Consider the following 22,639-nt stretch of genomic DNA (forward strand, 5'->3'; position numbering starts at 1 on the left):
CCGCATCCGGGTCCCTCCCCGACGATCCCGCGACTCAGCGCGCCACGGCCAGGCAGTAGTTCTCGTCTCCGGCCAGCAGGTTGCGGTGGGTGTCCTCGGCGGTGACGACTCCGTCGTCCAGGACGAGGACCCGGTCGGCGGCGTCCAGCAGGGCCGGGCTGCTGGTGATCACGATCGTCGTACGGCCCCGGCGCAGGTGCGCGACGTTGCGGGCCACCAGTTGTTCGGTGACCGCGTCGACGGCGGTCGTCGGATCGTGCAGGACCAGCACGTCGGCGTCGGCGGCGAGCGCGCGGGCTAGGGAGAGCCGTTGGCGCTGGCCACCGGAGAGGTTGGCGCCGCGGTCGCGGACCTCGTGGTCGAGTCCGGCGTCGTGGAGGGCGACGACGTCGGTCAGCAGGGACGCCTCCACGGCCTCGGCCACCATCCGGCTGGTGCCCGACGGGTCGATGTTGGTGCGCAGGGTGCCGGCGAAGATCTCTCCGTCGTAGGGGTTGACCAGCATGTGCTCCCGGACCGCCTCGACCGACAGGTCCGCGAGCGGCGTGCCGCCGACCCGTACCTCTCCCTCGTACGCGCCGGGGGCGACGTTCACCGCGAGGAGCCGGGCGAGGTCGGCGGCGGCGCGCGGTTGGTAGACGGCGATCGCCACGAACTCTCCGGCGGAGACCTCGAACGACAGGCCGCGCAGCGCCCCGTGGCGGACGTTTTCGACCCGGAGGCCGTCGCCCGGTTCCGGGCGCCCCTCCCCCGGCACCGTGACGGGCGGCGCGGAGAGCACCAGCGCCATCCGGTCGGCCGAGGCGCGGGCGATCATGACGTACTTGGGCATCTCCGAGAAGGTTCTGAGGGGTTCGATGATGAACTGCGCGAGGCCGACCGCCATGACGAGTTCGCCGACGGTGATGAAGCCCTCGAAGGCCAGCCAGCCCGCGGTCAGCGACACCGCGGCGGCGAGCACCGCGTTCAGCGCCAGCGCGACGCCCGCGTAGGTGCCGTTGATCCGGGCGACGGTGATCGCCTGGCGCCGGGCGTCCTCGCTGACCCCGCGGTAGGAGGCGAACGCGGCGTGGTTGCCGCCGAATCCGTGCAGCGGGCGCAGTCCGGTGATCAGGTCGGCGACCTTGGCGCCCGCACGGGCCACCCGGGCCTGCTGTTCGCGGGTGGAGCTGCCGATCCGGCGGGACATCACGGCCAGCACCGACAGGATGGCGACGGTGCCGGCCACCACCAGCAGCCCGAGCCGCAGGTCGGCGAGGGACAGCGCGACCGCGGCGACCGCCACCGCGACCAGGGAGCTGATCAGCATCGGCACCACCTCGACGATGTCGGCGGTCTGATCGGCGTCCTCGGTGGCGATGGTCAGGACCTCGCCCGACTTCAGGTCGACGTCACGGGCCACCGGCTGGAGGCCGCAGGCCGCGACCCGGACCCGCCAGCGGTGCGCCTCGGTGGTGTTGGCCTTCTGGAGCACCCGCATGCCGAACCGCCACGACAGCGACACCGTGGTGATGATCAGTGCCAGGGCCCCGATCGACAGGCCGAGGGAGCCGAGGCTGCGGTGTTGCATCGTGTGTTCCACGATGAGGCCGAGCGCGATGGGGAAGGCCGTCTCCCCCGCCTGGTAGAGGCCCATCAGGACGGTGCCCCGGATCATGGCGCCGGTGTTGCGGCGCAGCGCGGTCCGCAGGATGTCGGCCCCGGGGCGGGACCGCTGTGCGTCAGGAGTCTTCATCAAGGTGGCGGGCAATCGCTTCCGGGGTTCGCAGGGTGAACAGATCACGGATGGTGATCACAGGACCGTACTCCCGGCGGAGCAGCCCGATCAGCCGCACCGCCAGCATCGAGTGTCCGCCGAGGGAGACGAAGTCGCTGACGGCGCTGACCTCGTCGTCGTCGAGGTCGAGTGCCTCGGCGAAGAACTCGCAGACGGTCGTCTCGGTCCCGGTGGCGGGGGGGCGCTCGCCCGCGGTGGTCAGCGCGCCGAGCGGCCTGGCCTCCGGGAGCGCCTTGGTGTCGGCCTTGCCGTTGACGGTCAGCGGGATGGCGTCGACCTGCGCGTAGTGGGTGGGGCGCAGGAAGTCCGGCAGTCCCGCGCCGACCGCGGCGGCGACCGTCGCCAGGTCGGCGCCGTCGACCACGAGGTAGGCGGCCAGCCGGTGGGCGCCGTCGACCTGCGGGTCCGGCTGGGCGACCGCGGCGACGAAGCGCACCGCCGGGTGGGCGGCGAACACTGCCTCCACCTCGCCGAGTTCGACCCGGTGGCCGCGGATCTTGACCTGCTGGTCGGTGCGGCCCAGGTACGACAGGTTGCCGTCGGGCCGCCGCAGGACCAGGTCCCCGGTGCGGTACATCCGCTCGCCGGGTGCGCCGAACGGGCAGGCGACGAAGCGGTGCGCGGTCTGGGCGCTCTGTCCGAGGTAGCCGCGTGCGATGCCGACGCCGGAGACGTAGAGCTCGCCGGGGACGCCGTCGGGCAGCGGTCGCAGCCACGGGTCGAGGACGTACACCTCGGTGTTGTCGATGGGGACGCCGACCACCGGGTCCTGGCATTCGAAGGTGCCGACACCGAGGGTGTTGATGGTGTACTCGGTGGGTCCGTACAGGTTGTAGCCGACGGTGCCCTCCGTTCCGGCGAGCCGCTGCCAGAGGGCGGGGGTGACGGCCTCGCCGCCCAGCAGCACCAGCGCGGGCCGGCGATCCGGGTCGTCCAGCAGCCCCTCGGCGACGAGTTGCTGGGCGTAGGTGGGGGTGACGTTGACGACGTCGACGCGGTGCTCGGCGCAGTACGCCACCAGCCGGGGCGCGTCGCGGCGCAGTTCCTCGTCGCAGATGTGGACCTCGTGGCCGTCGGCGAGCCAGAGCAGCTCCTCCCACGACATGTCGAACGCGAACGACACGGTGTGCGCGATCCGGAAGACGCGGTGGCCGTGCGCGGCGAGGACGGGTTCGAAGATGCGGCGCTGGTGGTTGATCAGCATGTTGGTGAGTCCGGCGTACTCGGTCACCACGCCCTTGGGCTTCCCGGTCGAGCCGGAGGTGTAGATGGTGTACGCGGCGTGGCGCAGCCGGTCCGGGTCGTCCGGGGTGAACGTGGCGACGGGTTCGGCGGCGGGCAGCGGCCGGTCCAGTTCGATCAGTTCGCCGGTGAGGCGGTGTGCGACGGTGCTCACGGTGAGGGTGACCTCGGGGCGGGCGTCCTCGGTGATCGCCGCGATCCGCTCGTCCGGGTGGTCCAGTTCCAGCGGTACGTAGGCGGCGCCGACGCGCAGTACGGCGAACAGGGCCACGATGGAGTCGAGGGAGCGCGGCACGGCGAGCGCGACGCTCGCGCCGGGTCCGACGCCCCGGAGGGCGAGCACCCCGGCCACCGCGCGGCTGCGGTCGCGCAGCTCGGCGAAGGTCAGGGTCGCGCCGTCGGCGACGAGGGCGACCCGTCCGGGGTGGCGGTCGGCGGCGAGGTCGAACCGGTCGACGACGGTGTCGGTGCCGATGTCGGTGCGGTGGGCGGGCCCGGGGGCCGGCCCGGTGCCGGGGAGCGCCCCGAGGGGGCCGGTGGAGCGGGCGAGGTCCTCCAGGACGCGCAGGTAGTCGTCGAGCAGCCGGCGGGCGTCGGCGGTGTCGCCGGCGCGGTGCTCCAGCTTCACGGTGAGCCGGTCGCCGGGGGTGACGACCCAGGTGTACGGGTAGTGCGTGGAGTCGTCGGCGAGGACCGAGGTGATGCCGTGCCGGGCGTTCATCTCGGCGAAGGCGTCCAGGTCGAGGAAGTTCTGGAGCACGAACAGGTTGTCGAACAGGGTGTCGTGGCCGCCGGCGCGCTGGATCTCGCCGAGTCCCAGGTGTTCGTGGTCCATCGCGGCGACCCGGGAGTCCTGGACGGCCGCGAGGTAGGCGCCGACGGTGTCGTCGGGGCGGGCCTTCGTCCAGAGGGGCACGGTGTTGAGGAGCACGCCGACGATGCCGGAGTGGCCCTCGCCCTCGCGTCCGGAGACGGTCACGCCGAACACGGCGTCGGCGCGGCCGGTGCGGGAGCCGAGGAGGAGGCCGAACGCACCGGTCAGCACGGTGTTCAGGGTGACGCCGTGTGCCTTGGCCGCGTCCCGCAGCAGGGCGGAGAGCTCGGCGGACAGGGTGTGCACCAGGGCGGGCGGGAGCCCTTCGGTGAGGGCGGGCGCGGTCCCGGCGAGCAGGGTGGGTCCGGGCAGTCCGGCCAGTTCGCCGGCCCAGAAGGCTTCCGAGGCCGCCGGGTCCTTCGCGGCGAGCGTCCGGGCGTACTCCTCGAAGCCCGGTGTCGCGGGGGTGGCGTCCCGGGGTTCGCCCGCGAGGACGGCCCGGTAGGCGTCGAAGAGGTCGCGGAGCACGATCTCGCGGGACCAGCCGTCCCAGAGCAGCAGGTGGTAGCTGAGGAGGAGGGCGTCCCGGCCGCCGGGGAGCCGGACCACGGTCAGCCGGACCAGGGGCGGTTCGGCGGGGTCGAAGCCGGTGGTGCGGTCGCGGGTGCGCAGGGCTTCGGCCTCGGCCTCCGAGGCGGCCTCCACCACGTGGACGCCGACGCGGCGGCCGGCGCCGAGGATCTGCACCGGGTTGCCGTCGTCGTCGGTGCCGAACCCCGCGCCGACCACGGGGTGGCGGGCGATCACGTGGGCCATCGCCTCGCCGAGCGCGTCGGTGTCCAGACGCCGGTCGAAGGTGAACCAGCTCTGTGCGACGTAGTGACCGGCCGGGCCCGCCAGTTGGGCCTGGAAGTACAGGCCGCGCTGGAGCGGGGTGACCGGGGCGGTGCGGGTCGCCGTGGTGGCGGCGTCCGCGAGGTGCAGCAGCGCGTCGTGCCAGTGGGCGGTGATCCGGTCGGGGATCCCCTCGGCGAGGGTGAATTCGGCGTGCAGGCTGCCGGTGGACTCGTCGGTCCAGGCGTTGACCTCGACGGCGTACGGGAGCCCCTGGTCGCCGGGGGTGAGGCGCGGGGCCTGCGACTCGGAGCCCCGGCCGAGGTAGTTGAAGAGCACCTGCGGGTGGGCGGTGAGCAGCGGGGCGGCCTGCGCGTCGAGGTACCGCAGCAGGCCGTAGGCGACGTGCCCCTCCTCGCCGCTCTGGCGTGCCGCGACCTCGCGGGCCGCGGCGACCGGGTCGGTGTGGGCGGTGAGGCGTACGGGGGCGATGGCGGTGAACCAGCCGACGGTGCGGGTGTAGTCGTGGTGGTCGAGGGCGGGGACGCGGCCGTGGCGTTCCAGGTCGACGGCGAGGTCGGTGGGCGTGTCCTGCACCTGGGTGAGGGCGGTGCGCAGGGCGCCGCAGAGCAGTTCGGTGAGGCCCGTGCCGAGGGCGGCGGGCGCCTCGCGGGTGAGCCGGTCGCTCGGCCCTGGGGGGAGCACCGCGGTGACGGTGCGCGGGTTGCGTGCCGCGGGCAGCAGCGGCGGGGCGTCGAGGGTGGTGATCCAGTCCCCGAGGCGGTCGAGGGCGTGCGCGGACCGTGCGGTCAGCGCCTCGGCGTATGCGGCGTAGGAGGTGGTCGGCGGGGCCGGGGGCCTGCCGTTCAGGGCGGCGGTGAGGTCGTCGAGCAGGATCAGCCAGGACACCGCGTCGACGGCGAGGTGGTGGGCGGTGACCACCAGGGTGCGGGTCGCCGCCAGCCAGGCGAACGCGACGACGTCTCCGGTCTCCGGGTCGAGCCGGGCCGCCGCCTCGTCGGCCACGGCGGTGGCGTCGGTCGTGGCGGGCCGGGCGACCGGCACCTCGCGGGCGGGCTCGGTGCGCAGCGCCCACACGCCGTGTGCGGTGTTCAGCCGCAGCCGGAGGGCGGGGTGTGCGGCCACCACCGCGTTCGCGGCGCGCACCGCGTCGGCGTGACCGGTGCCCTCGGGGGCGGTCACCGTCCGGGCCTGGGCGAACCGGTGGAGCGATCCGCCGCGCTCGCGCAGCCGCAGCACGATCGGGGTGGCGGGCAGCGGGCCGTCGGCGCGGCGGGCGGGTGCGGGCGTCCCGGTGGGCGGGGCGTTCCGCGCGAGGTGGCCGGCGAGGGCGCGCGGGGTCTTGAGGAGGAACACGTCGCGCGGCGCGATGGGCAGGCCGAGCGCCCGCGCCCGGTTGATGACGGTGATGGCGACGATGCTGTCGCCGCCGGCCGCGAAGAAGTCGGTGTCGGCGTCGACGGGGCCGGCGGTGGGGAGCGCCTCGGCGAAGAGTTCTACCAGGGCGGGCAGCGCGGACGGCGGGGTCGGTGCGGCGGGGTCCGCGGCGGCCGGGGTGCCGTCCTGGGCGGCGGCGTGCGTGGCGAGCGCCTTGCGGTCGAGCTTGCCGTTCACGGTGAGCGGCAGGGCGTCGACGGTCAGCACCCGACCGGGCACCATGTGGGCGGGCAGGGTGCCGGCGAGCCGGGCGGCGAAGTCGGCGGGCGCCCGGCCCACGACGTGGGCGACGAGGTGGTCACCGGCGGCGGCGACGGTGACGGCCGCGTCCACGACGCCGTCGAGGTCCCGGACCGCGGCCTCGACCTCGGCGGGTTCGATGCGGAACCCCTTGAGCTGGACCTGGTCGTCGGCGCGGCCGACGAACTCCAGCTCGCCGCCGAGGGTGCGGCGGGCGAGGTCGCCGGTGTGGTACATCCGGGAGCCGTCGGCCGCGAACGGGTCGGCGACGAACCGGCCGGCGGTGAGTCCGGGCCGGCCGAGGTAGCCGAGCGACACCTGGTCGCCGGCCACGTAGATGGCGCCGGTCCGGCCGGGCGGCACGGGCCGCAGCCGGTCGTCGAGGAGGTGGGCGACCAGGCCGGGGAGGGGGCCGCCGATGGGGCTGGCTGCGTCGGCGGGGCCGAAGTCCTCGTCGGTGAGCACCCGGTGGGTGACGTGCACGGTGGTCTCGGTGATGCCGTACATGTTGACCAGTTCGGGCGAGCGGGTGCCGTGGCGCTCGACCCAGCCGCGCAGCCGTGCGAGGTCCAGTGCCTCGCCGCCGAAGACGATCCGGCGCAGCGAGGTGGCGGGCTCCGCGGACAGCCGGTCGGCTTCGGCGAACTGGTGGAAGGCCGACGGCGTCTGGTTGAGGACGGTGACGGAGTGTTCGCGGACCAGCCGGTGGAAGTCGACCGGGGAGCGGGTCAGCGCGTAGTCGGGGACGAGGAGTTCGGCGCCGTGGGTGAGGGCGCCCCAGAGTTCCCAGACGGCGAAGTCGAAGGAGAAGGAGTGGAACTGGACCCACACGTCGGCCGGGCCGAAGCCCATCTCGTCGCGGGTGCGGGCGAGGAGGGTGACCACGCTGGAGTGGGGGACGACGACGCCCTTGGGGCGGCCGGTGGAGCCGGAGGTGTAGATGACGTAGGCGGGGTCCTGCGGCCGGGGCCCTGCGGTGGGTTCCGTCTCCCCGCCGGGGGCCGGTCGCGGCGCGTCGTCGCCCAGGACGAGCATCCGGGCGGACACCCCGGCGCGGTCCAGCAGGCGGGTGAAGCGGTCGCGCTGGGCCGGGTCGACCAGGACGACCTGCGGGGCAGCGTCGGCGAGGACGTACTCCAGCCGCTCGTCGGGGTACGCCAGGTCGAGGGGTACGTAGGCGCCTCCCGCGGAGACGACCGCGACCAGGGCGACGACCTGTTCGACGGAGCGGGGCACCGCGACGGCGACGCGCAGGCCGGGGGCGACGCCGGCGGCCCGCAGGGTGGACGCCAACGCGTCCTTTTGTGCCGCCAGTTCGCCGTAGGTGACGGAGCGGGTGGTGCCGTCGAGGGCGCACTGGGTGACCGCGGTGGCGGCCGGGTCGCGGTGCGCGGCGGTGTCGAAGAGTTCGCCCAGGGTGACCGGCGGGACGTCGGCGGGGCGCGGGCCGGTCCCGGCGGCGAGGCCGGCGACCGGGGCGTCGGGGCGTTCGAGCAGGGCGGTGAGCGTCCGGTCGAAGGTGCGCAGGATCGCCTCGGCGCCCTTGCGGCCGAGCAGTTCCTCGTCGTGGATGAGCTGGAAGTGCGGGCGGCCGTCGTGTCCGCGCACCACCACCAGGGTCAGCGGATAGTGCGGGGCGCCCTCGTTGGCGATGCGGGTGATGACCAGTGTGTCGTCGGGGCGGCGCAGCGCGTCCACGTCGGTGGCGACGTCGAAGACCACCAGGGTGTCGAAGAGGGAGCCGGCGCCGGTCTGCCGGCCGATCCGGGCCAGCGAGACATGGCTGTGCGCCACCAGGGCGTTCTGGTGCTCCCGGACCGCCGCGAGCAGTTCGCCGCCCGTGCCGTGCTCCTCCCAGCGGGCGCGTACGGGGACGGTGTTGATGAACAGGCCGACCATCTGGCCGATGCCGGGCACGTCGGCGTCGCGGCCGGAGACCGTGGAGCCGAACACCACGTCCCGGCTCCCCAGCAGGGAGCCCAGGGTCACCGCCCAGGCGCTGTGCACCGCGACGCTCAGCGGCACGCCGGCCGTCCGGGCCGCCGCGTCGACGTCGGCGGCCGGTTCCACGGTGACGTCGGCGAAGCGCTCGGAGGGGACGTGCCCCTCGGCGACCAGCGACGGGCCGGGCAGCCCGGCGAGCTCCTCGCGCCAGACGCGGTCGCTCTCCTCCTGGTCGCGGGAGGCGAGCCAGCCGATGTAGTCGCGGTGGCCGCCGAGCGGGTAGGCGGTGCCGGGCGCATGGTATTCGGCGAGCAGGGCGCGGAGCATCGGCGGCACGGACCAGCCGTCGGCGACGATGTGGTGGACGGTCTGCACCAGCACGGTGCGGCCGGAGCCGGCGCGGACCAGCGTGTAGCGCATCAGCGGGCCGTCGGCCAGGTCGAATCCGGTGCGGCGGTCCTGTTCGGCGAGGTCGCGGATCTCCTCGTCGGTGAGGCCGGGTCGGTCCAGGACGGTGAAGGGCGCTTCGGCGCCGCCCTCCAGGACGGCGACCACCCGCCCGTCGGCGAGGGCGGTGAAGCGGGCCGCGAGGTTGGGGTAGAGGGCGAGCAGCCGGGTGGCCGCCGCGGCGAGCCGCCCGGGGTCCACGTCCCCTTCCAGGGTGAGCAGTTGCTGCTCGACGTAGCTGCCCGTGGTCTCGTCGTCGTAGACCGAGTGGAAGTAGAGGCCCTCCTGGAGCGGGGTCAGCGGCAGGACGTCCAGCAGGGCCGGCCCGTCCAGGGCGTCCACGTCGGCCTGGGTGAGCGGCACCAGCGGGAAGTCGCTGGGTGAGTGGCCGCCGCCGTCGAGCCGGGCCAGGGCGGTCAGCGCGGTCTCGTAGGCGTGGCAGAGGAAGTCGATGTCCTCGTCGGTGAACAGCCCTTCCGGCCAGGAGAGGGTGGTGACCAGCCGGTACGCGCCGTCCGCACCGGGCTCGGCGATGGCGTTGAGTTCCAGGGCGCGCGGCATGCGCATGGCCGGGTCGCGCCTCTCGCCCAACTGCTCCGTGGAGTCGGTCGGTTGCCAGTCCTCGGTGGAGCCCGCCTCGAAGCGTCCGAGGTAGTTGAAGAGGACCTGGGGCGCGGGCGCGGGCAGTTCCGCGTCGGCCAGGTGGCGCAGGACGCCGTAGGAGATGCCGCGGTCCGGCACGGCGGCGAGGTCCTCCTTGACCACCTTGAGGGCGGCGGCGAGGTAGTCGGGTGCGGTGAGGTCGGGGGCGGTGCCCGGGTCCACGGTCACCGGGAAGAGCGTGGTGAACCAGCCCACGGTACGGGAGAGTTCGGGTTCGAAACCGGCGCTGTCCGCGACGAAGCCGGGCTCGCGGCCGTGCCCTTCCAGCTCGATGTGGGCGAAGGTCTGGTCCTGCCCGCGGTGGCGGCGCCAACGGGCGAGGGTGACGGCGAGCGCGGTGAGCAGCACGTCGTTGGCGCCGGCGTGGAACCGGGCGGGCACCTCGCCCAGCAGCGCGGCGGTGTCCGCGGGGGCGAGCGGCACGGCGCGGGTGCGTTCCCGGGCGACGGTGTCCCGCTCGGACGGCGCGCGGCGGCCCACCAAGGCGTCCGGGCCGGGCAGCGGCCGCAGCCAGGGGGTCGGGTCGACGCCGTGTGCGGCCTGTTCCTGCAGTTGCGTCCAGCGCCGGAACGAGGTCCCCACCGGCGGGAGTTCGACGCCTTCGCCGCACACGTGGCGCCGCCAGGCGGTGGCCAGGTCGTCCATCAGGATCCGCCAGGACACCCCGTCGATCACGACGTGGTGGGCGACGAGCACCAGCTGCCGTGCCTCGCGGCGCCAGACGGCGCGCAGCATCGCGCCGCGGTCGGGGTCGAGTCCGCGGGCGGCGAGCGCGACGCACTCCGTGACCGGCAGGTCGCTCTCCTGCCACACCGCGCCGGGTCCGGCGGTCCGGGGGATGTCGAAGCTCCAGCGCTCGCCGCGCACCAGGACGGCGCGCAGCATGTCGTGGCGGCCGAGGACGGCGGCGAGGATCGTGTCGAGAGCCTCGGCGGTGAGGGTGTCCGGGGTGTTCAGCACCACGGACTGCACGAAGCCGTCGACGGCGTCGGTGGTGCGGCCGAGCCACTGCAGGATCGGAGGTCCGGTGACGGGTCCGGTCGCCTCGTCGTCGTGGTCGACGGCGGAGAGGTCCTCGCGGCTCGCGACGGCGGCGAGCGCCCCGACCACGGTGTGGGTGAAGATCTGCCGGGCGGTGACGTGCAGTCCGGCGTCGCGCAGTGCGCTGAGCAGCGAGATCGCGAGGATGCTGTCACCGCCGAGCTTGAAGAAGTCCTGGTCGGTGCCGACCCGCTCCAGCCGGAGGACGGCGGCGACGGCCTCGCACACCAGGCGCTCCTCCTCGGTGACGGGCTCCGCGACGGGCCCGGTGCCGGTTTCGGGCTCCGGGAGGGCCCGCCGGTCGAGCTTGCCGTTCGGGGTGAGCGGGAACTCCGTCATCACGACGAGGTGGGTGGGCACCATGTACTCCACCAGGTGGCCGGCGGCCCAGGCCCTGACCTCGTCGGCCCGCAGGTCCTCGTGGCCGGCGGCCGGGATCACGTAGCCGACCAGGTAGGTGCCGCCCGCGGTGTTCTTCTTGGCGACGACGCAGGTGTGGCGGACGCCGGGGTGTTCCGCGAGGCCGGCCTCGACGTCCTCGATCTCCAGCCGCATGCCTCGGATCTTGACCTGGTTGTCGGCGCGTCCGAGGAAGTCCAGGGAGCCGTCCGGGGCGTAGCGGGCCAGGTCGCCGGTCCGGTAGAGGCGGGAGCCGTCGTCGGCGAACGGGTTGGCCACGAAGCGCGAGGCGGTGAGGCCGGGCGCCTGCACGTACCCGCGTCCGAGCAGGAGTCCGCCGACGTACAGTTCGCCGCCGACGCCGACCGGGACCGGGCGCAGCTCGTCGTCCAGCACGTAGAGCTGGGTGTTGGGGTTGGCCCGGCCGATGGAGGTGGACAGGCGGGAGGCCTCGCCCCGGTAGACGACGTGCGAGACGCCGATGGTCGTCTCGGCGGGGCCGTAGCCGTGGTACAGGGGGATGTCGAGCCGGCTGCGGAAGCGCTCGTACAGCTCCGGGGTCAGCACCTCGCCGCCGCACCACACGTGCCGCAGGCTGTCGAGGCGGCCCGAGTCGCCGGCCATCTCCAGCAGCACGTCCAGCATGGAGGAGACGAGATAGGTGAAGGTGACGCGCTGTTCGGCGATCACGCCGAGCAGGTGGTGCGGGTCGCGTTCGCCGCCAGGGCGCAGGATCACCAGCCGGCCGCCGGAGACCAGTGGCAGGAAGATCTCGTTGATGGAGATGTCGAAGGAGAGCGGCGCCTTGAACAGCGAGGCGTCGTCGTGGCCGAAGCCGAGGATCTCCTCGCGCTGCCACAACAGGCGCTCGCTGATGGCCTCGTGGCGGATCATGGCGCCCTTGGGCCGTCCGGTGGAGCCCGAGGTGAAGATGACGTAGGCAAGGGCGTCGCCCGGAACGGCCGGGGACGGGCCGTCGTCGGGCAGCGCGCCGAACCTCCAGTCGTCGAGGTCGACCGCCACGGCTTCCGGCTCGCCCTCGGGGCGCTCGCCGGTGGCGTTGAGCTGGAGCACGACCCGGGCGTCCTCGATCACCACGGCGCGGCGGGCGGCGGGCCACTGCGGGTCGAGGGGCACGAAGGCGCCGCCCGCCCGCAGCACGGCGAGCAGGCCGACCACCATCTCGGCGGAGCGGCCGAGCGATATGCCCACCAGCCGCTCGGCGGTCAGCCCCCGGCCCACCAGATGGTGGGCCAACTGACCTGAGAGGGAGACGAGTTCGCGGTAGGTCAGTTCGCGCCGCCCGTCGACGACGGCGACGGCGTCCGGGCGGCGGCGGGCCTGGTCGAGGATCAGTTCCATGAGGGTGGGGCGCGCCCGGTCGGCCCGGTTGTCGTTCCACCGTGCCAGGGTTGCGAGCCGGGTGGCGATGTCCGACGGGCCGACGGTGGAGAGCGGCCGGTCCGGGAAGTCCATCAGGTCGTCCAGGGCGCGCTGGGCGTCGGCGACGAGGACCGTGTCCGGGACGGCGATGCTGCGGCCGTCCTCGGCGACCTCCCACTCCGCGTCCCCGGCTCCGCCGTTGCCGACCAGGCCGAGGACGTCGGCGAAGAGCGTGCCGGGGGTCAGTTCCAGCCCTTCGGGGCTGCGGCCGGACGCCCAGTACGCCAGCGCGACGGCGCAGGCCCCGGCGATGGTCCGGTCGTCGTGGTCACCGGCCCGCCGGCGTACCGCGTCGAGCCGTTGCGACGGCAGCAGTACGCGCGAGGCGATCGATTCCAGCACCGCATCCGTCATCGCAGCAGCATCCTTCCGAGCATGAACATCGACCACAACCGAGGCTTGAACGAACGAGGTGGAGCTAACTTGCTTCGCGCCACGCCCGCCACAGGCGGGCGTAGCGGCCGCCGAGGGCGACCAGTTCCGTGTGCGTCCCCTCCTCGACGACCCGGCCGGCGTCCAGGACCGCGATCCGGTCCGCCGCCATGGCCTGCGTCAGGCGGTGCGCGACGAAGAGCGTGGTGCGGCCCGCGCAGGCGGCCAGCACGGCACGGTCCAGTTCGGCCGCGCCCTCGCTGCCGGCCTCCGCGGTGGACTCGTCGAGGACGACCACCGGGGAGCCGGCCAGCACCAGCCGGGCGAGGGCGAGCTGGGCCACCTTGGTGCCGTCGAGCCGCTCCCCGCCCTCGCCGACCGGCGTGTACAGCCCTTCGGGCAGTGAGGCGACCCACTCCCCGGCGCCGACCGTGCGCAGCGCCTGCCGCAGGCGGTCGTCGTCCGCGTCCGGCGCGGCGAGCCGTAGGTCGTCGGCGAGCGGGCCGGAGAAGACGTGCGTCTCCTGCGTGAGGATGCTCACCAGCGCCCGTGCCCCGGCCTCGTCGAGACCGGCGAGGTCGTGCGGTCCGATCCGCACCGATCCGGACCGCGGGGTCCCGATTCCGGCGATCAGCGCGGCCAGGGTGGACTTCCCCGCCCCCGTCGCGCCGACCAGGGCCAGCGAACCGCCCGCCGGGACGGTCAGGGTCACGTCGCACAGCACGGGCCGCGCGGCGCCGGGATAGGCGAAGGTCAGCCCGGACACCTCCACCGGGTACGGGGCGGCCTCGGGGCGTGCCACGGAGACGTCCCCGACCAGCCGCTCCTCGGCGGGTTCGCCCCACACCCCGACGAGCCGGGTGAGGCTCGCGCCCGACTTCTGCGCCTCGTCGAAGGTGAACATGATGGCGCCCAGCGGGGTGAACAGCCGGTGGAACATCAGCGGGGCCGCCGCGACCTCGCCGAGGGTGGCGGCGTCGGCCTCCAGCAGCGCGTAGCCGACGACGAGGATCAGCACCAGACCGACGAACTCCGCGCGGTTCTCCCGGCCGACGAACCTGCCGAAGAACCGGAACACCTCGACACCGAGCTCGCGCACCCGCCAGGACTCGCTGGTCACCTTCTCCCGGACGGAGTCCTCCAGGCGGTAGGCGCGGACCGTGTCGATCCCGTTCAGCCCGCTGATCAGCGCCTGGGCGCGGTCGGCCTGGGCGACCCGCTGCTTCCGGTAGAGCGGTGCGGAGCGGGGCAGGTACCAGCGCAGCGCCAGCGCGTACGCGGGCAGCGCGCCGGCTCCGGCGAGGCCGAGCCGCCAGTCGAGGCCGAACATGCCGAGGGTGGCGATGACGACCAGCACCCCGGCCGAGAACACCGTGGGGACGGCCGTCCGGATGCCGTTGGAGAGCACCGCCACGTCGTCGCCGACGCGGGACAGCACGTCCCCCCGGCCGACCTGTTCGACGCGGGCGCTCGGCATCCCGAGCACCGCCCGGACGGCGCCTTCGCGCAGCCGGGCGAGCAGGTCCGCGCCGAGCCGGCCGATCAGGTAGGTGGAGGCGGCGGTGGCCACCGCGCCGAGCAGGGCGGCGGCCGCCATCAGCACGCCGACGGTGACCAGCACGGAGCGCGTCCGGTCCTCGACGACCCCGTCGACGACCCGGCCCAGCAGCAGGACGGGGACGACCTGGAGCGCGGCGCCGGCCACCGTACTGAAGACGGTGGAGGCGGCCAGCCAGGGGACGCGGCGGCAGTGCGCGGCGACCCAGCGGGCGGCTTCGCCCCCGGTCGCCGTGCGCAGGGCCGTCGGGGGGACGTGTGTGTCGACAGTAGTCACTCGGGAACCACATCTTGCTCGGGGCGGGGGTGATCGGTGGGCGACGCCGCTCGGCCGGACCGGGTGCGGTGCCGGGCCGCCGTCGCCCCCGGGGCGGCGGCGCCGGGCGCCGGGTCTCTCACGGTCCGGCACGCGGGAGACCTCTGCGTTCGTGACGGCGGGCGTGCGGGTGAACGGTCCGGGCTGCCGGGGGCTGACCGGGCCGCCACGTCGTCGGTGGCGTCGACGCGTACGTTATCCCGTGTCCCGGCCCGTCCGTACGGGCCGTCCGGGACACCTCGAAGCCCCCGGCCGGGGCCGTCAGCGGCCGCCGACCCCGGTGACCGGACGGGCCTCGTCGGAGGCGGACTTGACGCTCCGGCCGATCAGCGAGTCCAGGATCTCCCCGACCCGGATCGCGGTGTTGGACAGCAGCGACGTGGTGATGCCGTGCGTGTGCTCGGTGCCGCCCTGGAGGTAGATCCCGCAGTCCAGTGCGGGGTCCGTCGCTATGCGGTAGTCGCGCTCGACGCGCAGACGGCCGGCGTCGTCGCGCAGGCAGTGGTCGGCGACCTCGCCGAGGAGCGCGAGCGGGTCGGCGGGGCTGTAGCCGGTGGCGAACACCACCACGTCGGCGTCCAGCGGCGTCTGCTCGCCGGTGACCAGGGAGGTGACGCCGACACGGACGCCCTCGGGCGTCTCCTCGGCGTCGGTGACCCGGGACACGTTGAGGAAGCGCAGCCGCTGGGTGCCGAGGACCTTCTCCTGGTACATCTGCCGGTAGAGGTCGTCGATCAGATCGATGTCCACCACGGAGTAGTTGGTGTTGCCGTGGTAGGCCATCAGCCGGTTCTTGACGCTGTCCGGCGCGGCGAAGAAGTCGTCCACCGCGGCGGGGTCGAAGATCCGGTTGGCGAAGGCGCTGTCGTCGGCCGGACTGTAGCCGTACCGGGAGAAGACGGCGCACACCTCGGCCTGCGGGAACCGGCGGTGCAGGTAGGCGACGTTCTCGGCGGCGCTCTGGCCGGCGCCCACGACGACGAACCGCGTGGGCGAGGTGCCCTCCAGCGCGTCGACCTTGCGCAGCAGGTCGGAGTTGTGCCAGATCCGCTCGCCGCGCTCCACGCCCTCCGGCATGAGGGGGCGCAGCCCCGTGCCGATGACCAGGTTGCGGGCCCGGTGGGTCTGGAGCCCCGCGCCCGAACGGACGGTCACCTCCAGGTGCTCCACGACGCCGTCCCGCAGGCACGGCATGACGGAGACGACCTCGTGGCCGTACGAGGCCATGTCGGCGACCTTGGCGGCGGCCCACTCGAAGTAGTCGTGGAACTCGACCCGGAGCGGGAAGAGGTTCTTGTGGTTGATGAAGTCGATCAACCGTCCCTTGCTCTGCAGGTAGCAGAGGAAGCTGAACTCGCTGGACGGGTTCCGCAGGGTCACCAGGTCCTTGAGGAAGGACACCTGCATGGTGGCGTCGTCGATCAGCATGCCGCGGTGCCAGCCGAAGGACGGCTGCTGCTCGAAGAAGCGCGCCGTCACCGGCTGCTGCGCTCCGGCACGGGCGTTGTGCTCGCTGATCGCGATGGCCATGGCCACGTTCGACGGGCCGAAGCCGATGCCGATGAGGTCGAGAACCGGTGATGCGTCGCCAGGAAGAACCTGTGACATGTCACTCCCATCGTGTGGGAAAGACGCCTGTCAGGCGTGGGGAAAGGTCAGCGGAACGGGCACGCCGCTCCACGGCCCGCCCAAACTTAGGTGAGCCTAACCTCAACACGCGGTGCTGTCGAGAGGGTGAATGCAGTGACGACGGCGACCTGAGCGACGGTCAGATACCCGCCCCCGAGGGCCCATTGCACACTAAGGTAAGCCTTGCTTTACTGCTCGTGGACTGTCCCTGGCTCAAGGAGGAACCCCATGCGGGTCGTCATGTTCGGTTACCAGACCTGGGGGCACCGCACCCTGCAAGCCCTCCTGGACTCCGAGCACGACGTGGTCCTGGTCGTGACCCATCCCAAGAGCGAGCACGCGTACGAGAAGATCTGGAGCGACTCGGTGGCGGACCTCGCCGAGGCGCACGACGTGCCGGTGCTCATCCGCAACCGCCCCGACGACGAGGAGTTGTTCGAGCGCCTGAAGGCGGCCGAGCCGGACATCATCGTCGCCAACAACTGGCGCACCTGGATTCCGCCGCGCATCTTCGGCCTCCCCCGTCACGGCACCCTGAACGTGCACGACTCACTTCTGCCGAAGTACGCCGGATTCTCCCCGCTGATCTGGGCGCTGATCAACGGCGAGTCCGAAGTGGGTGTGACCGCCCACATGATGGACGACGAACTGGACGCCGGCGACATCGTCCGGCAGGAGTCGGTCCCGGTCGGCCCCAGGGACACCGCCACGGACCTCTTCCACAAGACGGTCGACCTGATCGCGCCCGTCACCGTCGGCGCGCTCGACCTCATCGCCTCCGGGCAGACGGAGTTCACCCCGCAGGACCGTTCGCAGGCCACGTTCTTCCACAAGCGCGCCGACGACGACATCCGCATCGACTGGTCGTGGCCCGCCGAGGACCTCGAACGCCTGGTGCGCGCCCAGTCGGAGCCGTACCCGAGCGCCTACACCTTCCACAAGGGCAGGCGGCTGGAGGTGCTCGCCGCGGTGGTGTCGCAGAACCGCTACGGCGGCACGCCGGGCCGGATCTTCTACCGGGAGGGCGAGGGTGTGGTCATCGTCGCCGGAGCCGACGCCCGGACCGGCCGCAACCACGGCCTGGCCCTCACCCGCGTACGCACCGAGGACGGCCGGGAGTTGCCGGCCACGGAGTACTTCGCCTCCATGGGCGGCTACCTCACCGGCCGCGCCTGACGACCGCGGCGGGTCCGCACGACGGCGGCCCCACACGACGGCCGTTCCGCACGACGGCGGCGGGGCGACGGTTCATGAGAACCGTCGCCCCGCCGCCGTCAGGAACGGGTGGACTCAGCCGGCCCGCAGGGCCGGGTAGTCGGTGTAGCCCTCGGCGCCCGACGCGTAGAGCAGTTCGGCGCGCAGCTCGTTCTCGGCGTGCCCGCCGCGCCAGCGCTCGACCAGGTCCGGGTTGGCGATGACCGCGCGGCCCACGGCGACGGCGTCGGCGTGCGTGGCCCCGATCAGGTCGGCCGCCTCCTCGCGCGTGGTCACGGAGGAGAAGCCGCTGTTGGCGATCACCTTGCCGCCGAAGCGCCGGCGCAGCTCCTGGACCAGTTCGCCGGCCGGCTCCTTGTGCAGGACGGAGAGGTACGCGAGGCCCAGCGGTCGCAGGCGGTCGAGCAGATGACCGTACGTGGCCAGGACGTCGTCCCGGTCGGTTTCGAGGGCGTCCTGGATGTTGTGCTCCGGCGAGAGCCGCAGTCCGACCCGCCCGGCGCCCACGGCCTCCGCCACGGCGGTGACCACCTCGACGAGGAGCCGGGCCCGGTTCTCCGGGGAGCCGCCGTACTCGTCGGTGCGCCGGTTGGCGGCCGGGGAGAGGAACTCGTGCAGCAGGTATCCGTTGGCGCCGTGGACCTCCACGCCGTCCAGCCCGGCGTCGATCGCGCGACGGGCGGCGGCGACGAAGTCGTCCACCACCTCCTGCGCTTCCTTGACGGTCAGCGCCTCCGGCACCGGGTAGGGCTGCTTGCCCTTCTCGGTGTGGATCTCGCCCTCGATGGCTATCGCGCTGGGGGCGACGACACGGCGGCCGCCGTTGACGTCGGGGTGGGTGACCCGGCCGCCGTGCATGACCTGGAGCACGATCCGGCCGCCCTCCGCGTGCACGGCCCCGGCCACCCGGCGCCAGCCCTCCGCCTGCGCGTCGGTGACGATGCCCGGCTGTCCGACGAACGCCTGCGACTCGAAGCTGGGGTAGGTGCCCTCGGCGACGATGAGGCCGACACCCGCGCGCTGCCGGTAGTGCTCGACCACCAGAGCGCCCGGAATCCCGTCGGCGCCCGACCGCATCCGGGTCAGCGGCGCCATGACGACACGGTTGGCGAGGTCGATGTCCCCCAGGGACACCGGATCGAACAGGGCGTTCCCGGAGACGGGCGACACGGCAGACACAGGCGTGATTCCTTCCGACGAGGGAGATACCGGGACAAGAGGCCCACGGCTCGCTGTTCACGGTAACCCATGTACACACCATCGCGAACATGGGGCGGGCGGGCGGTACCCTGACCCCATGGCCAGCCGTACATCCTCCCCGCTGATCCACCCGGACGAAGAGGACTTCGACCTCTTCAGGATCATGAGCGCACTCACGGACCCCGTGCGGCTCGGCATCGTCACCACCCTGGCCTCGCAACCCGGCCTGGCCTGCAGCGGCTTCTACCAGGACGTCGGCGCCCGGTCGGCCCTCACCCGCCACTTCCGGATCCTGCGCGAGAGCGGCCTGATCCGGCAGCACGACGTCGGAACCCGCCGCATCAACACCCTGCGCAAAGCGGAACTCGACCACCGCTTCCCCGGCCTGCTCGACCTGGTGATCCGCGAGGCGGCCGGACGGACGGCGCCCGCGGCGGACGCCCCCGCGGATCCGACGCCCGACCCGGCGGACGCCTGAGGGCACCGCACTCCCCCACCGCGACCGCCCGTCCCGGCATCCGCGGCCCCGGCTATAGAGTCGCAACCGTGAGCAGCGAGGATGCCGCCATCGAGGCGTTGGCCGTACTGGGCGATCCGGTGCGGCGAGGACTGTACCGGCACGTCAGCGGAGCCCCGGACGAGGTGGGGCGGGAGGCGGCCGCGGAGGCGGCCGGGATCTCCCGCCCGCTGGCCGCGTTCCATCTGGACAAGCTGGTCGAGGCCGGGCTGCTGGAGGTGCGCTTCCGCCGGCCCGCCGGTCGCGGCGGCCCGGGGGCCGGACGCCCCGCGAAGATGTACCGGCGCGCCGAGCGCGAGCACACGGTGTCCGTGCCGCCCCGTTCCTACGACGCGGCCGGCCGGCTGCTCGCCGAGGTGGTCGAGCGGGCCGGCCTCGACCACGAGCTGCAGGCGGCGGCGCGGGCGGCCTGGAAGGCCGAGGCCGGCACCGGCGACGGCCCGGACGGCGAAGCCGACCCGGTCGAGGCCCTGCGGTCACGCGGTTACGAGCCGTTCCGCGACGGCGACGGAACGCTGCGGCTGAACAACTGCCCCTTCCACACGCTGGCCGACCGGTTCCCCGCGCTGGTGTGCGGGATGAACCTCGCGGGGATCGAGGGGCTGCTGTCGGGGCTGCCCGAGGGCCGGAAGTGGCGGGCGGCCATGGACCCGCTCCCGCACGGCTGCTGCGTCGCCCTGACGGCCGCGCGGGACGGGACGGAGGAGGCGGGCAGGGCCGCAGAACCGGACCCGGAACACGAGCCCGACACCGGCTCCGACACCCATCGAGTCTCTAAAAATAAAATTCATTGACTTTAGAAGGCTCACCCGGGCATGCTGCCTCCGTGAACGCCTTCCACCTCGCCCAGGTCAACGTGGGCCGCCTCCTCGCCCCGCTCGACAGCCCCCTCGTCGCCGACTTCGTCGCACAGCTCCCGGAGATCAACGCCCTCGCGGACGCCGCCCCCGGCTTCGTCTGGCGGATGGTCGACGGGGGCGGCGCCGACTCCACCGGCCTGCGCCCCGAGCGCGACGACGACCTGATGCTGATCAACTGCTCGGTCTGGGAATCGGTCGAGGCCCTGCGGGACTACACCTACCGGAGCGAGCATCTGAAGGTGCTGGCGCGCCGCCGCGAGTGGTTCGAGCGTCTCGCGGACTATCACCACGCGCTCTGGTGGGTCCCGGCCGGACACCTCCCGACCGTCGAAGAGGCGATGGACCGCGTCGCACTGATCCGCCAAGTCGGCGAAGGGCCCGAGGCGTTCACCTTCCGGGCGCCCCACCCGCCACCGGCCGCGTCACTGGCGACCTGAGCCGCCCCCGCCCCCTGCCCGGCACCACCGGCCGGGGGCGCGCCGCTGCCCCCGGAACGCCTTCGCACCGTTGAAAGCGTAATAGGTGACGATTCATACGCATGACGCAAAAAGGCCCACGAATATGAGCATTTGATACATGCGGCACGCGCGCCCATAGTGGTGGTGATGCCCCGGTTCGCTCTACTGACGCATGTCCGGGGCGCGGGACGACCGAGGAGGAACATTGAGTGACTTCGACGGTGCCGCTCGTACGGATGACGACACAGCCGCAGCGGCGAAGCAGACAGCGAGGGACAAGGCCGGCGAAGGCGTCGGACTGACGGGTGAGAAAACGTCCGAGGTCACCGACACCACCAGGGAACGCGCGGGACAGGTGGCCGGCGAAGCCGCCGCCAAAGCCCGGGACGTGACCGCCGAACTGCGCGGGCAGGTGGAGGAGCAGGCCCGGACCCAGACGCAGCGACTGGCCCGGAGCGTGCGCCAACTCGCGGACGACATGGCCGACATGGGAGAGAACGGCCGCGACGGCTCGCCCGCCGCGCACACCGTCAGGCAGGTCGCCGATCGTGGCCGGGGCGTGGCGACCAGGCTGGAGGAACGGGGCCCGCAGGGACTCGTCAGCGACCTCCAGGACTTCGCGCGACGCCGCCCGGGCGTGTTTCTGGCAGGCGCCGCTCTGGCGGGCTTCGCGACCGCCCGGCTGGCCAAGGGCGCCAAGTCCGCGGAGGACGGAACGACGTCGGGCGGGCGTGCGGAGCGCCCGGGGGCCCGCGGCATCGACGGCGGCAGCCCCGCCGCGATCACCCGGGACCGGGAGTACGGAGCCGATGAGGCCCCCGAGGCCGCGGGGCGGCTGCGGCCCACGACGCCGTCCTACGGCGGTGCCGTCTCGCCCTCCGGTCCGCTGCCGGTGACGGACCCGTACCCCGACCCCGATCCGAAACCGCTGTAAGGGGGCCATGACGTGGCCATCACCTCTTCGCACGACGCCACCACCGCCAGCCGGGGCGACGACCGGCGCGGCGAGACCCGGTACGCCTCTCACGCCGGCGACCCGCGAACCACCCCCGCCCCGTCCGACCCCTCCGTCGGCGAACTGGTGGGAGAGATCAGCAACGACCTCACCCGGCTCGTCCGCGGCGAGATCGAGCTGGCGAAGGCCGAGATCAAGCAGGAGGCGACCAAGGCGGGCAAGGCCGCGGGCATGCTCGCGGGTGCCGGATACGCGGGCCACCTGTTCCTGCTGATGGGCAGCCTGGCAGCCGTCTTCGGACTGGCGCACTGGGTCGGCCTCGCCTGGGCCGCGCTCATCGTGACCGGCGTCTGGGCACTGGTGGGCGCCGTCCTGTTCGTGACCGGCCGCAAGCGACTGCGTGCCGTGCAGGTCACACCCGAACGCACCGCGGAAACCCTCAAGGAGGATGCCCGATGGGCACGGAACCGGACGAACTGAAGGCCGAGGTGGAGGGCACCCGGGCACGGCTGGCACACGACGTCGACCGTCTCGCGGACAAGGTCGCTCCCGGCAAAGTGGCCAGGCGCAAGGCGGGTGCGGCGCAGCACCGGTTGACGGGTCTCAAGGAACGGGTGATGGGCGTGACGGACGGCACTCCGACCGCACGGGCCGGGCAGAAGGCGCAGGATCTCGCGGGGAGCGCGGGCGACGCCGCCGGGCAGGCCGGTGACGCGGCCCGGCAGACGGCCGACCAGGTCGGACAGGCGGTGCGCGAGGCGCCGGCGCAGTTGACCCGCCAGACGCAGGGCAGCCCGCTGGCCGCCGGGGTCATCGCCTTCGGTGCCGGAATGCTGGCCGCCGCACTGCTGCCGGCGTCCGAGGCCGAAGAACGGGCCGGCGCCAAGCTGCGCGAGCACTCGGACGAACTGCTCGGACCGGCCAGGCAGACGGCGCAGGACGCCGCGCAGGAGATCAAGGAAGGCATGCGGGAGCCGGCCACGGACGCCGTGGAGTCGGTGAAGAGCACGGCGCAGGAAGCCGCCCGGGCCACCGGCCGGCAGGTGCAGGACTCCGGTCGTGACGCGGCTTCGGGCCTGCGTGACGTCGGCCGGGACGCCGTCCAGGAGACGCGCGATCAGGCGGGCAGCCGCCCGCGCTGATCCGCACACCCCCGGATCCGACGGGCCACGGGTCCCGGGTCCGGGGGCGCGCCGACTCTCCGGTGCCGTACGGCGGGGCGAGCCGCCCCGCGCAGTCTCACCCGTGTGAGGTGGCC

12 protein-coding genes are annotated in these 22,639 nt (G+C 73.4%); 7 read left to right on the forward strand and 5 right to left on the reverse strand.

Features of this window, described 5'->3' with window-relative positions; all coding sequences use genetic code 11:
• Positions 1–34 precede the first annotated feature (34 nt).
• The 4 genes from Q0994_RS09980 to Q0994_RS09995 form a co-directional block, all read right to left on the reverse strand.
• Positions 35–1,735 (reverse strand): ABC transporter ATP-binding protein, encoded by a 1,701-nt coding sequence (locus Q0994_RS09980; RefSeq protein ID WP_299531773.1) that lies wholly within the window; start codon positions 1,733–1,735, stop codon positions 35–37.
• The gene (locus tag Q0994_RS09985) at positions 1,722–12,656 is read right to left on the reverse strand and encodes a non-ribosomal peptide synthetase (RefSeq protein WP_299531775.1); all 10,935 of its coding nucleotides are present in this window, start codon (positions 12,654–12,656) and stop codon (positions 1,722–1,724) included. Before Q0994_RS09985 ends, Q0994_RS09980 begins: the two co-directional genes overlap by 14 nt.
• 64 nt (positions 12,657–12,720) lie before the next feature.
• The gene (locus Q0994_RS09990; protein WP_299531777.1) at positions 12,721–14,508 is read right to left on the reverse strand and encodes an ABC transporter ATP-binding protein; all 1,788 of its coding nucleotides are present in this window, start codon (positions 14,506–14,508) and stop codon (positions 12,721–12,723) included.
• A gap of 300 nt (positions 14,509–14,808) precedes the next feature.
• Positions 14,809–16,155 (reverse strand): lysine N(6)-hydroxylase/L-ornithine N(5)-oxygenase family protein, encoded by a 1,347-nt coding sequence (locus tag Q0994_RS09995; protein ID WP_299531779.1) that lies wholly within the window; start codon positions 16,153–16,155, stop codon positions 14,809–14,811.
• A gap of 249 nt (positions 16,156–16,404) precedes the next feature.
• On the opposite strand from Q0994_RS09995, the gene Q0994_RS10000 reads away from it, so the two are divergent.
• Complete coding sequence (locus tag Q0994_RS10000; protein WP_299531781.1) at positions 16,405–17,352, forward strand: methionyl-tRNA formyltransferase; 948 nt, start codon at positions 16,405–16,407, stop codon at positions 17,350–17,352.
• Between the two features lie 114 nt (positions 17,353–17,466).
• On the opposite strand, the gene Q0994_RS10005 is transcribed toward Q0994_RS10000, so the two are convergent.
• Positions 17,467–18,570 (reverse strand): alkene reductase, encoded by a 1,104-nt coding sequence (locus Q0994_RS10005; protein ID WP_299531783.1) that lies wholly within the window; start codon positions 18,568–18,570, stop codon positions 17,467–17,469.
• 118 nt (positions 18,571–18,688) lie between these two features.
• Between Q0994_RS10005 and Q0994_RS10010 the strand changes: the two genes are divergently transcribed.
• From Q0994_RS10010 to Q0994_RS10035, 6 genes are all read left to right on the forward strand, one after another.
• Complete coding sequence (locus Q0994_RS10010; protein ID WP_299531785.1) at positions 18,689–19,069, forward strand: helix-turn-helix transcriptional regulator; 381 nt, start codon at positions 18,689–18,691, stop codon at positions 19,067–19,069.
• A gap of 68 nt (positions 19,070–19,137) precedes the next feature.
• Positions 19,138–19,902, forward strand: a complete 765-nt coding sequence (locus Q0994_RS10015) for a helix-turn-helix domain-containing protein (RefSeq protein ID WP_299531787.1) — start codon at positions 19,138–19,140, stop codon at positions 19,900–19,902.
• 32 nt (positions 19,903–19,934) lie between these two features.
• The gene (locus Q0994_RS10020) at positions 19,935–20,405 is read left to right on the forward strand and encodes a DUF3291 domain-containing protein (RefSeq protein WP_299531790.1); all 471 of its coding nucleotides are present in this window, start codon (positions 19,935–19,937) and stop codon (positions 20,403–20,405) included.
• Between the two features lie 226 nt (positions 20,406–20,631).
• Complete coding sequence (locus Q0994_RS10025; protein WP_299531792.1) at positions 20,632–21,360, forward strand: hypothetical protein; 729 nt, start codon at positions 20,632–20,634, stop codon at positions 21,358–21,360.
• 12 nt (positions 21,361–21,372) lie between these two features.
• Positions 21,373–21,861: a phage holin family protein gene (locus Q0994_RS10030; RefSeq protein ID WP_299531795.1), complete on the forward strand. Its 489-nt coding sequence runs from the start codon at positions 21,373–21,375 to the stop codon at positions 21,859–21,861.
• The gene (locus Q0994_RS10035; protein WP_299531797.1) at positions 21,837–22,523 is read left to right on the forward strand and encodes a DUF3618 domain-containing protein; all 687 of its coding nucleotides are present in this window, start codon (positions 21,837–21,839) and stop codon (positions 22,521–22,523) included. Before Q0994_RS10030 ends, Q0994_RS10035 begins: the two co-directional genes overlap by 25 nt.
• Positions 22,524–22,639: the final 116 nt, after the last annotated feature.

The sequence above is a fragment of the uncultured Streptomyces sp. genome (assembly GCF_947488945.1).
Lineage (GTDB): Bacteria > Actinomycetota > Actinomycetes > Streptomycetales > Streptomycetaceae > Streptomyces.

What these genes read in the sequence shown, in the direction of transcription:
- Q0994_RS09980 (WP_299531773.1), bottom strand. Translation starts at nt 1,735, where the DNA reads ATGAAGACTCCTGACGCACAGCGGTCCCGCCCCGGGGCCGACATCCTG.
- Q0994_RS09985 (WP_299531775.1), bottom strand. Translation starts at nt 12,656, where the DNA reads ATGACGGATGCGGTGCTGGAATCGATCGCCTCGCGCGTACTGCTGCCG.
- Q0994_RS09995 (WP_299531779.1), bottom strand. Translation starts at nt 16,155, where the DNA reads ATGTCACAGGTTCTTCCTGGCGACGCATCACCGGTTCTCGACCTCATC.
- Q0994_RS10000 (WP_299531781.1), top strand. Translation starts at nt 16,405, where the DNA reads ATGCGGGTCGTCATGTTCGGTTACCAGACCTGGGGGCACCGCACCCTG.
- Q0994_RS10010 (WP_299531785.1), top strand. Translation starts at nt 18,689, where the DNA reads ATGGCCAGCCGTACATCCTCCCCGCTGATCCACCCGGACGAAGAGGAC.
- Q0994_RS10035 (WP_299531797.1), top strand. Translation starts at nt 21,837, where the DNA reads ATGGGCACGGAACCGGACGAACTGAAGGCCGAGGTGGAGGGCACCCGG.